This is a genomic window from Flavobacterium sp. (assembly GCF_043780635.1).
Classification (GTDB): Bacteria; Bacteroidota; Bacteroidia; order Flavobacteriales; family Flavobacteriaceae; genus Flavobacterium.
The window spans coordinates 1-10,984 of the sequence record NZ_JAYWCK010000065.1 but is presented as its reverse complement, the minus strand read 5'-3'; the positions used below and the strand labels follow the sequence as shown (position 1 = coordinate 10,984).

The 10,984-nt window shown below is 32.7% G+C and carries 9 protein-coding genes; 3 read left to right on the top strand and 6 right to left on the bottom strand.

What is annotated here, in order from left to right; genetic code table 11:
* From ACH2BV_RS05785 to ACH2BV_RS05775, 3 genes are all read right to left on the bottom strand, one after another.
* On the bottom strand, positions 1-1,772 hold a 1,772-nt coding region (locus ACH2BV_RS05785), incomplete at its 3' end, for a SusC/RagA family TonB-linked outer membrane protein (RefSeq protein WP_395049779.1).
* Between the two features lie 167 nt (positions 1,773-1,939).
* Positions 1,940-3,151 carry a FecR family protein gene (locus ACH2BV_RS05780; protein WP_395049778.1) on the bottom strand — a complete coding sequence of 404 codons (1,212 nt, stop codon included), beginning with the start codon at positions 3,149-3,151 and terminating at the stop codon, positions 1,940-1,942.
* A 66-nt stretch (positions 3,152-3,217) separates the two neighbouring features.
* Positions 3,218-3,772 (bottom strand): RNA polymerase sigma factor, encoded by a 555-nt coding sequence (locus ACH2BV_RS05775; protein WP_395049777.1) that lies wholly within the window; start codon positions 3,770-3,772, stop codon positions 3,218-3,220.
* A gap of 915 nt (positions 3,773-4,687) precedes the next feature.
* Between ACH2BV_RS05775 and ACH2BV_RS05770 the strand changes: the two genes are divergently transcribed.
* From ACH2BV_RS05770 to ACH2BV_RS05760, 3 genes are all read left to right on the top strand, one after another.
* Positions 4,688-5,122 carry a DUF6526 family protein gene (locus tag ACH2BV_RS05770; protein WP_395049776.1) on the top strand — a complete coding sequence of 145 codons (435 nt, stop codon included), beginning with the start codon at positions 4,688-4,690 and terminating at the stop codon, positions 5,120-5,122.
* Positions 5,123-5,218: 96 nt separating this feature from the next.
* A complete protein-coding gene (locus ACH2BV_RS05765; protein WP_395049775.1) occupies positions 5,219-5,788 on the top strand; it encodes a pentapeptide repeat-containing protein in 570 nt (189 codons plus the stop codon).
* A 286-nt stretch (positions 5,789-6,074) separates the two neighbouring features.
* Positions 6,075-8,204, top strand: coding sequence for an elongation factor G (locus tag ACH2BV_RS05760; protein WP_395049774.1), 2,130 nt, complete (start codon positions 6,075-6,077; stop codon positions 8,202-8,204).
* Positions 8,205-8,272: 68 nt separating this feature from the next.
* Here the strand turns inward: ACH2BV_RS05760 and ACH2BV_RS05755 are convergent, their stop codons facing one another.
* From ACH2BV_RS05755 to pflA, 3 genes are all read right to left on the bottom strand, one after another.
* On the bottom strand, positions 8,273-8,821 hold the full coding sequence (locus ACH2BV_RS05755; protein ID WP_395049773.1) for a hypothetical protein: 549 nt from the start codon (positions 8,819-8,821) through the stop codon (positions 8,273-8,275).
* A 135-nt stretch (positions 8,822-8,956) separates the two neighbouring features.
* Positions 8,957-10,135, bottom strand: coding sequence for an OFA family MFS transporter (locus ACH2BV_RS05750; protein ID WP_395049772.1), 1,179 nt, complete (start codon positions 10,133-10,135; stop codon positions 8,957-8,959).
* A 31-nt stretch (positions 10,136-10,166) separates the two neighbouring features.
* Complete coding sequence (gene pflA / locus ACH2BV_RS05745) at positions 10,167-10,943, bottom strand: pyruvate formate-lyase-activating protein (RefSeq protein ID WP_395049771.1); 777 nt, start codon at positions 10,941-10,943, stop codon at positions 10,167-10,169.
* Between the last annotated feature and the right edge of the window lie 41 nt (positions 10,944-10,984).

The window sequence follows — 10,984 nt, the reverse complement described above, 5'->3', positions numbered from 1 at the left end:
GCTAATTTGTAATTCAATAAAAGCCGCAAGGTCAATTCTTTAGTTTCAGCTCTGTTTTCATTAAGTGAACTTGGAGTCCAAGTTAAAAAAATATTTTCAGGGTTGCGTGGATCTGGAAATTCCACAAAAGGTTTAAAATTCGTGTTATCCCAAAAATTACTAGTATATCCTGCGAAACCAGTTATTTTAAAGTCTTTAACAATATTATACTCCGCTTTAAATCGTGTAGACAAATTAGTTATGGATTGATCGTCATATCCAGACTGTTCAAGATGAGCTAGTGCGCTTGCATTATTTTTAGTATCAAAACCATACAATCCATTATTGTACTTTAATGTTACTATGGGATCTCCTAAACCCCACCCAATTCCATAATCTCTTGGCGCATTGGAGTTCCTAATTACATAAGATATATCCGTTGAAAGTTTAAATTTTTCGGAGATATTGAAAGTATTATTTAAATCGAAGGTTAACCGTTTATTATAATCCATTCCCAAAAGACCCTCTTGATTTAGATAATTTAGACTTACAAAAGTATTGCTTACATCTCCACCATTATAAAATCTTAAAGAATGATCATTTGTTGATCCTAGACCAATAATTTTATTCCAAACATCTGTATATGGGTAGTTAGAGTCATTCCCAGCTTCTGTTCGGCTAATATAATCTTCAGAAAATCTTGGTGCCCGTCCATTATTAACAAGGGATTCATTAATTAATTCCAAATAGTCTCTAGCGCCTAAAAATTCTTGTTTTTGTGAGGGTCCTTGAACGCTATAATACCCATCGTACTCAATTTTTAAACCCTTTTTAGTGGCACGTTTAGTAGTAATTAAAACGACTCCATTGGCAGCTCTAGCGCCATAAATTGAAGCAGAAGCGGCATCTTTCAACACAGAAATACTTTCAATATTATCGGCATCTAAATTTGCCATATCTCTTTCTACACCATCAACTAGCACTAGCGCACTAGCATTTCCAATGGTTCCAAGTCCTCTAATATTAAATTGAAAACCTTCTCGTCCGGGCGCCCCACCTCTATCAACAACAGTTACACCAGCAATAGTACCCTGCAAAGCTTGTCTAACATCAGTAACCGTTCTCTTTTCCAAATCCTTTGCTGTTAATGTTCCAACAGCACCAGTAATTTTACTTCTATTCTGAGTACCATAACCTACTACAACTATCTCATCAAGTGAAGCAGCATTTTCCTGCAACACTACATTAACAATAGTCTGATTGTTTACAGCGATTTCTTTGGTTACAAAACCTAAAAAGGATACAACTAGAATAGAATTTTTATTTTTCAGCGTTATCTTATATTTTCCATCAAGGTCGGATTGCGTACCATTAGTAGTGCCTTTTTCGATAATATTTGCACCGGGCAAAGGCAGGTTTGCCTGATCAGTTATCGTTCCCGATACTTGATGTTGCTGCACTATAATAACAGTCAAATCATCAATCTTACTATTTTCCTTGATGACGATAGTATAGTTCTCGGATAATTTGAAATTAACATTAGTTCCCGACAAACTTTGCTCCAACAATTTTGATACCAAGATTACCCCTTTTTTCAATTGCACATTTGGCATATTCACAAATAAATCTTGTGGATATAAAAAACGATACTTGGTCTGTTTTTGAATAATATTAAAAACTTCATCTACCGGTACCATTTTATCAGCATCAATGGTCACTTTCTCTTGAGAAAATGTATTTTCAGTCGTGAAACTAAAAAATGTTGCACATAACAAGAAAAGAAATGTTCTCATAATAATAAATAATAGTCGTTTTCGAAATATCGAATGGACCTTGGTTAATTTAATTTTCATAAATTTGCATTGTGTTAATTAGGCATTAGTTTAGTTAATACAGTATAGAGGGACGAAGTTGATGCACCGCCAAATGTTTGACTTCGCTCCCTTTCTTATTTTTATTTTTATTTCAATATCACAGTTTTGTTTATAATTTTATAATCTTTAATAACTCCATAACTTTTAATGGTTTCCAAAATGTCTTCTATCTTTTGGTCTTTTCCTACAGTGCCGTTGAAACCGGATTTTTTAAGCTCAGGATTGGCAAATTTTACATCCAAATCATACCAACGAGATAGCACTTTCATGATGTCTTCTAAAGATTTTCTTCTGAAACTAAAAACCCCTTCCTTCCATGATATTTCATCATAGACATCAATACTATTTATTACAGAAGTATTTGTTTTTAAATTTAGATTTAATTGTTGGTTTGGTATTAATCTTTGTTTTGTATTGGCTGTACTTACATCTACTTTACCCTTTACTAAAGTGGTATATACATTAGTTTCGTCTTTATAGGCTTTAATGTTAAACTCCGTACCTACTACCTCTACCTCCTGGGATTTATTAAAAACCTTGAATTTTGAACCTTTATGTTTTGTACTTGGAGACACATCGAAATAGGCTTCGCCATAGACCAGTTCGACTTGACGAATTTCACCATCGACAAAAGCAACAGGAAATTTTAATTGGGATTCAGAATTTAACCATACTTGTGTGCCGTCTGCGAGCTTAATGAAGAATTGCCCTCCTCTAGGGATAGTCAGGTAATTGTAAGCAATTTTTGTTTGCTTTTGTTCGCTGGTTTTGTAAACAATCTGCTTGCCATTACTGGTAGCGTTTTGGGTATGATAAGTATTCCCGTTTTTTAATACTACTACTGTACCGTTTGCTAGGGTTAAAGTTGCTTTGTCTGTTCCGGTTTCAATACCTTTATTAGTATCCACTATTACAGGAGTTACCTTTTCAGGGGTGGTAAATAAATTATCCCTGAAGACAAATGTTGTAGTTAATACCCCAACTACAATGGCTGCAGCTGAGTATCTGAACCAACGATTCTTCATAGAAAACACTTTTGACTTCTTTTGTTGGGTGATTTGAACTAAAGGGTTCTCTAATTTAGAGACAATTTTATTCCAAGCCTTGTCTTTATCGATATTATCGGCAAATGCTATTTGTCTGGATTTTTTATAAAACTGCAAGAAGTCAGTAAACAGAACTGTGTTTTCAGGTGCTTCATTTAACCATTGCTGTAACTCGTTAAATTCTGCTTCACTTATTTCGTTAGTAGTATAGAGCGAAATAAGTTTTAAAATATAGGTGTTTGCTTTACTCATTATTGATATCTTATATTATATATATAATCAAAGATCAAAAATGGGTGACAAGAAATTAACTTTTTTTTAAACTAACATTAACATTATGATTACATCAAGTTTTAATCGAAGTTGTTTTAAGGCTCTTGAATAATGTGTTTTTACTGTGTTAACGGAGATATCGAGGCGTTCTGCCACCTCCTTATATTTCATATTTTCTAACACAATGGCTTTAAAAACTTCTTTACTTTTTTCGGGTAAAGCCTCTACTTGGAGTAATAATTTCTTTCTTTCCTCCTCTAAAGCAGCAAAGTCTAATTGCTCCTCCTCCATTAAATTATTGACAATATTTTCGATATCATTGAATAGGTACCTCGATTCTTTTTTAATAAGCTGCAAGGTATTATTTTTTACAGCCTTAAAAAGATACGGACTCATGGGGTTATCGAATTTCATGTATAACTTTTCGTCCCAAATTTTCACAAATAAATCCTGAACAATATCTTCGGCCAAATGAAACGAATCACAAAATTTTAAACTATAGACGCATAATGGCATATAATACTTATCAAACAATTGATTGTAAGCCAAGGGGTCGCCTTCTTTAAGTTTTTCAAGGATTTGAATATCGTTTAATTTCATAAAAACTTTAAGGATCTAAAGAGTTTCTTGGTATAAAAATTTATTCAAATATATTCATTTATCGTTATGCGTTATTATTTATACGACAAAAAAAATACATGTTTCTGACAATCTGCTTCTTGGCAGTCTCTATTCGGTGGGTAACTGTATCCTCAATTTATCTTCATTCAATTCCACTCTTTCGTTTTATTAGCTCTACATTACATTTCGCTTCACTTCTTTCCAATGACATTCTGTCTAACGCTCTGGTCAAGGTCACGAATTTAAAGCAGAGTTTTGTGGTTGTTGAAAAGCAAAGTCCTGAATGAAAATGGTACACTAAAGTCCATCCTTTTTTTAAAACCCACAAAAAATAAATCAATTCACTGCTAACTATAAATTATCTCTTAGCACTAAATAAGTGAATAATGTAACTCCTTTATAAAATTATATAATGCTCTTTGAAACATGGTGGAGTACTTTTGAAAACTTATAAATCATTTTTTTTTGCTGCTACTAGCAGTAAAAATATTTAAAATTAAAAGTCGTGAATTTAAAAAAAATCATTAAAACTCACTTAGGGTCTATCCTTAAAGCGCAGTATTATTTACAAATTACGGTTCAATATACAGCATGTCAAATAGTAGTTTATTTGTAACCTATTAGTAATCTATGCTCAGCGGATGCAGTTATAGTTTGCTCCTAAAAAAAACAATAGATAATGTCTTTAAAATTAATAGTTTTCTTACTGATTTGATAAGTTGGCAAAATGGCATCAAGTACATAGAGGTTTTCCAACTTTCCGTCTATGACCAACGAAATGGTACACGAGCTTGATAACCATTGATCAGAAGAAACTATTAAAGACTAATAAAAATCAGTTACTGATGAAAATTAGTAATTTTGATTATTCTTAAAAAACTTTAAAATAAAATTATGAAGAAACAATCTTTTAAAAATCACATTCGATATTATACCCCGCATCATTTTGTATATTATCCAATTATAATCACGTTTCTAGCCTTCAGTATGTATTTTATTTTTACAACCCAAGACAAATTGATTTGGACTTTTATCAGTGCTGTTTTTGTTGTTCTGTTTTGGTTGGCTTTTATGATTCGCCAACATTATGCTTTGACTTTGCAAAATCGTATCGTTCGTTTAGAACTTCGGTACCGTTATTTTGCCCTAACTTGGAAAAGATTTGAGGATATCGAAGACCAATTAAATGATGACCAAATATTTGCCTTAAGGTTTGCTCCCGATGAAGAACTTAAGGGGCTTATTGAAAAAACCTTGCTTAAAAATCTTTCAGGAACTGAAATTAAAAAAGCAATCATCAATTGGAAAGGAGATTACCAAAGAGTTTAAAATTTTTGAATCTCCATTTCAAAAAAATAATTTGATTACTGGCTTAAAGAGTTTACGAATTTTGTTTCTTTGTCGCCGCATCCATAAAATCCATAAATGCCAGATTATTTCCTAGACGTCGAATACAACAACATCACTTATAGTGAACAAGAAGTCAACTTAAAGGAATTTGAATGTTGCACTTTCAACAATTGTGATTTCTCGCAATGTGTATTTGTGGCGGTTACTTTTATAGATTGCACCTTTAATGATTGCGTTTTTAGCGGAGCAAAAATAAATTATGTAGCTTTTAGAACAGTATTTTTTAATCGTTGCAAAATTGAGGAAGTGAACTTTGCAATGTGCGACAAACTGATTTTTGAAATCCATTTTAAGGAATGCACTTTGGATTTCTCCAAATTTTATACCCTGAAAATTAAAGGAACTACATTTATGGATTGTAGCATTATTGCCGTTGATTTTATGAGCACAGACTTAACCGAAGTAGTTTTTGATAATTGTGATTTATATAGAAGTGAATTTGGCAAAGCCAATGCCAACAAAGCCAATTTTAAAACAAGCTACAACTACACCATTGACCCCGCGAAAACCAAATTAAAGAAAGCAGTATTTTCGCTTGACGGAATAAAAGGTTTACTTTTTAAACACGATATTATTGTTCATTAAAAAAATTTTCTATACTTTTTTAAAACTTATTTTCAGTCATTTTATCTCCTTATCTTTTCTACATCAATAATTTATCTTTATTTTTAAATAAAGAATAAAAATAATTTATTACTTTTATTAAGTTCAAATAACTAAACATTTTAACCTTAAATTCTGTGTTGCATAAAGACATTTAACCTCCAAAAAATAATCTTTATATCCTATATAAAATATGATATATATCATATCTAAAATAATTATTTTTTGTGAAATTTGATACTACTAATTTAAATTAAAACATAAAATTATGGCAAATTTTGATATCAATCACATTAAAAATGTTGTTTTAGTTGGTCACACCGGAAGCGGCAAAACAACTCTTATTGAATCTATGTTATTTGAAGCTGGTTTAATTAATCGTCGTGGGTCAATAATAGAAAAAAATACGGTTGCTGACTATACAGAAATCGAGCACGAAAAAGGAAAATCGTTTTTTTCTAAATTAGTAAATACAAAATGGAGAGGATATAAAATAAACCTTTTAGACACCCCCGGCTATGATGATTTCGCTGGAGAAATAATTGGAGCGATGCGCGTGGCTGATTGTGGTCTTATGCTTCTAAATGCTTCTATGGGAGTTGAAGTTGGGACCGATATTATCTGGAAATATGCAAATGATTATAAGTTACCAATATTACTGGCTGTAAATCAATTAGATAATGAAAAATCAGATTTTGACAGAACGATACAAGAAGCCAAAGATCATTTTGGACAAAGCGTGGTCGTAGTTCAATATCCTTTAAATCAAGGTCCTGAATTTGATGCCATTATTGATGTTTTGAATATGGTGATGTATAAATATCCTAAAAATGGTGGAAAACCGGAGAAGGTAGCAATTCCTGAAAATGAAACTGAAAAAGCCAATCGTTTGCATCAGGAATTAATTGAAACTATTGCCGGAAATGATGAAGATTTAATGGAACTTTATTTCGAAAAAGGTGAATTAAATGAGGATGAAATGAAATTAGGTTTACATCATTCCCTTATAAAACACGAAATTTTTCCTGTCTTTTGCGTTTCGGGCAAGAAAAATATGGGTAGCGGCAGAATTATGGGATTCATTGATAATGTATGTCCATCAGCTTTTGAAATGCCAAAACAAAAAACCATTGATGGTGCAGCAATTGAATGCAGCGAAAAAGGTCCAACAGCTATATTTATATATAAAAACCTATCAGAACCTCATATTGGCGATTTAAGTTTCTTCAAGGTACTTTCTGGTAAAATTAAAGTTGGAGATGAATTAACCAATGAAAATACTGGCCAAATTGAAAGAATTAACCAATTGTATGAAGTGGAAGGAAGCAAACGAACTCCCGTTAATGAATTGTTAGCTGGAGATATTGGTGCTACTTTAAAATTAAAAGACACCCATATTAATAATACCTTGCATGAAAAGGGAAAACACATTGAAATTGAACCTATAATATTTCCAAATTCCACTCTATCTATAGCAGTTGAAGGAACTAAAAAAGGCGAAGAAGAAAAATTATCTGTTGCTTTGCATCAATTAGTCGAAGAAGATCCAACAATCAGTATTGAAGTTTCGCCAGAATTAAATCAAACTATTATTCATTGCCACGGCGAATTGCATTTGGCTATCATCAAATGGAAATTAGAAAAACAATATAAATTATCGGTTGAGTTTCGAAATCCGAAAATACCCTATCGTGAAACTATTCAAAAAAGTGCGGAAATCACTTATCGTCATAAAAAGCAATCGGGTGGTTCTGGACAATTTGCCGAAGTAGCAATGAAGATTGAACCTTGGTTCGAAGGAATTGATGAGCCAAAAGGATACAATATTAGAGGGAAAGAAGAAATTAATCTGCCTTGGGGTGGCAAATTAATCTATTACAATTGTATTGTTGGTGGTGCCATTGACACTCGTTTTCATCCTTCAATTTTAAAAGGAATTATGGAAAAAATGAATAAAGGGCCGTTAACCGGTTCTTATGTCAGAGATGTCAGAGTTGTTTTATATGATGGTAAAATGCACCCTGTAGACAGTAATGATTTGGCATTTAAAACAGCTGGAATGATGGCTTTCAAAGAAAACTTCGTTAAAGCAGACCCACAATTATTGGAACCATTCTATCATATTAAAATTCATGGTCCAGAGGAACTAACTGGTGCGATTATGAGCAATATTCAAACCCACAGAGCTTCGGTTGAAAGTATGAATGCTGAAGGGCAGTTTACTGTGATTACTGCTTTTCTTCCTTTTGCAGAAATGCAGGAATTTGGCAGTGACTTACGATCAATAACTCAGGGAAGAGCTAGATTCACTGCGAAGTTCGATCATTACGAGTCCGTTTCTTATGATATGCAGAAAAAATTAGTTTCCGAATTTAAAAAAGAAGAAGAACTGGTTTAAACTAATTTCAAGATTTTTTTTAAAAGAAAAGTTCTGCGAAAATGCAGAACTTTTCTTTATAAATTTGCTTATTTACCGAAGGATTTTGACACCCCAATTCCAAAGGCAAAACTATCGTAGGCATCCCATTTTACATCATAGATTACATTGGCAATAAACTCAAACTCATTAGGCAATTCCAATGAATATTCAGCACCTATCCTTGTTAAAAAAAGATTCTCTTCTTTCGAAATTTCATAACCCATTCCTGCTTCAAAAGTAAAATGTTTGCCTGGCTTGAAACCCAATACTAAAACACTCGCAATAGGTTCTGACCTTTCTAATTCTTTTTTATCACCTTCACTATTTGTAGTTTCAACAATAAAATCCTCGAAAATCACATCATTATGAAAACCTATCCTCCATTTGGGACTGAAAACAAAATTATAATCAAATGCAAAAGAGGGAAAAGAAATCCAATCGGTATTACCATCCCGAATTCCGTTCTTAACCAAGGTGTGGCTCAACAAACCACTAACTGAATGGTAGGATTTAAATTTCTCTGGCATATTTTCTCCTTCTTGTGAAAAAGAAGATGTAATAACAGCAAACATTAAAAAACAATAGATTTTTTTCATTTTTATATATTAAAATTAAAGATACCAATAATAGTTGGTGTTGATTGCTAATTTTTAATTCAATCATTAACTATTTCTATATTTTTTTTATTTTATATTCATCTACAATTTCGGAACTCTTTTTTAAACAATTTACTACAAAGTTAAAAGAGTTTTTGCCAGTAATACTTTTAACCATATTCCAACCACCAAAGCAATAATCAACAATAAAGAGAATAAATAGAAAATGGTAATTTCTGTACTTAAGCCCAGTAATAATGGACCAACAAATGCTGCTGCTGACCAAGCCGTTAAAATATATCCAAAAACTTGTCCGTATTTTTCTGTTCCAAAAATGCTTTTTACAAAAGAAGGCATTGTTGCAAAACCAGCACCGTAACCTGCAATAATGATATAAGTCAGGATTTGAAAAGAAATTGTATTGGTTGAAAAACTAGGTATTAAAGAAAAACAAACCACGTTGATTCCGATAAAAATCATAAAAGTTGTCCAACACCCTATTTTATCTGAAATACTGGACCAAAATAAACGCCCAATTCCATTAAACAATCCAATGATAGCAACAAACATTGTAGCTTGTGTTGCGGACATTCCTACTACTTCTTGTCCTAAAACAGCCGCTTTCGAGATGATGGCAATTCCGCCACAAACGTTCAAAAACAGCAATAACCAAAGGGCAATAAACCGTTTGTCGGTAATGATTTCTTTTGGAGTTAAATCAATATGTTTATGTTGAATAATGCCAGCAGTTACAGGATTTGCCAAATATAAAGCACTCAACAACATACATATTCCGTAACCAATTCCCAATGTTGCAAAGGCTCCATACAATCCCATAGAAGCAATTAGTGGGGCAATTAAAAAGGAAGCTAACAAAGACCCTAAAGCAAAGGACATAATGATAATTCCGGAAGCTAATCCCGGTTTATCTGGAAACCATTTTACAACAGTATAAACAGGAACAACGTATCCAAATCCTAAACCAATACCTTGCAAAACACCAAATGTTAAGTAAAATAAGTAGATATTATCCACATTTACTGCCAAAGCACTACCTAACAATCCTAGTGTCAAAAAACTTGTTGCTAATAACCCTGCTTTTGTCGGGCCAATTTTTTGAGCCAATTTACCCATAAAAGCAGCCGTTAAACCTAAAAAACAAATGGCTAAACTAAATCCTGTTTTGGTATCGTGAGAATCCCAATTTAATTCTTTGGACAAAGGTTCTATCCATTTGCTGTACGCATAAATAGACCCGATTGACAGTTGCATAATCATTCCGGCCAACACGATTATATATTTATTTCTTTTCATTCTTAAACTTCTTAAATGCTTTATATTGAATTTATTTTATTTTCACGTTCTCTAAATACAAACTAAAAATAGCTTTGGCATTTTCTAAGGCTTCGGTGGTTGGCGATGGAGTGTCAGCAAGTGCATACTCCATATTCATCAACTCCCATTTATGTTTTCCCAATTGATGAAAAGGGATAATTTCTACTCTTTCTATGGTTTTATAGCCCGAAAAATGTTTCGCCCATTCGTGCAAATATTCCTCTTGATCGGTCCATCCTGGAACAAAAACATAACGCAACCACATTGGTTTACCTGTGCTTTCTCGGTGTTCAGCAATTTTTAATGTAGTGGTATTATTTAAACTGGTGAGTTTTTTGTGCCATTCTGGGTTGATGTGTTTCACATCTAACAACAGTAAATCGGTTCTTTCTAAGAGTTCTTTGGTGTGTTCATCTAAAACGCGTCCATTCGAATCCAAACAAGTATTTATTCCATTTTCGTGCAAACGATCGAATAAGTGAATTAATTTGGTTCTTTGCAACAAAGGTTCTCCTCCAGAAACGGTGACTCCTCCTTGCTTTCCAAAATAGGTTTTTTGTTTTAATGCTTTCGAAACCAATTCATCAATGTTGACCAATGATCCACCGTGAACATCAATTGAATCTGGATTTTGGCAATACAAACATCGAAATTGACATCCTTGAACAAATACCACCATACGTATTCCGGGACCATCGTGTGTTCCAAAGGTTTCCAAAGAATGAATTCTTAATATATTAGTATCTGAATCGTTTAATAAATGGGTTTCTTGTTCTGGGAAGTACATGTTTTGTTTTATTAATTGATGTTTTAAATGCTATTCCTTTA

Excerpts from the sequence above, each read along its gene's own strand:
- ACH2BV_RS05780 (WP_395049778.1), bottom strand. The coding sequence starts at position 3,151 with ATGAGTAAAGCAAACACCTATATTTTAAAACTTATTTCGCTCTATACT.
- ACH2BV_RS05775 (WP_395049777.1), bottom strand. The coding sequence starts at position 3,772 with ATGAAATTAAACGATATTCAAATCCTTGAAAAACTTAAAGAAGGCGAC.
- ACH2BV_RS05770 (WP_395049776.1), top strand. The coding sequence starts at position 4,688 with ATGAAGAAACAATCTTTTAAAAATCACATTCGATATTATACCCCGCAT.
- ACH2BV_RS05765 (WP_395049775.1), top strand. The coding sequence starts at position 5,219 with ATGCCAGATTATTTCCTAGACGTCGAATACAACAACATCACTTATAGT.
- ACH2BV_RS05760 (WP_395049774.1), top strand. The coding sequence starts at position 6,075 with ATGGCAAATTTTGATATCAATCACATTAAAAATGTTGTTTTAGTTGGT.
- ACH2BV_RS05755 (WP_395049773.1), bottom strand. The coding sequence starts at position 8,821 with ATGAAAAAAATCTATTGTTTTTTAATGTTTGCTGTTATTACATCTTCT.
- ACH2BV_RS05750 (WP_395049772.1), bottom strand. The coding sequence starts at position 10,135 with ATGAAAAGAAATAAATATATAATCGTGTTGGCCGGAATGATTATGCAA.
- pflA (WP_395049771.1), bottom strand. The coding sequence starts at position 10,943 with ATGTACTTCCCAGAACAAGAAACCCATTTATTAAACGATTCAGATACT.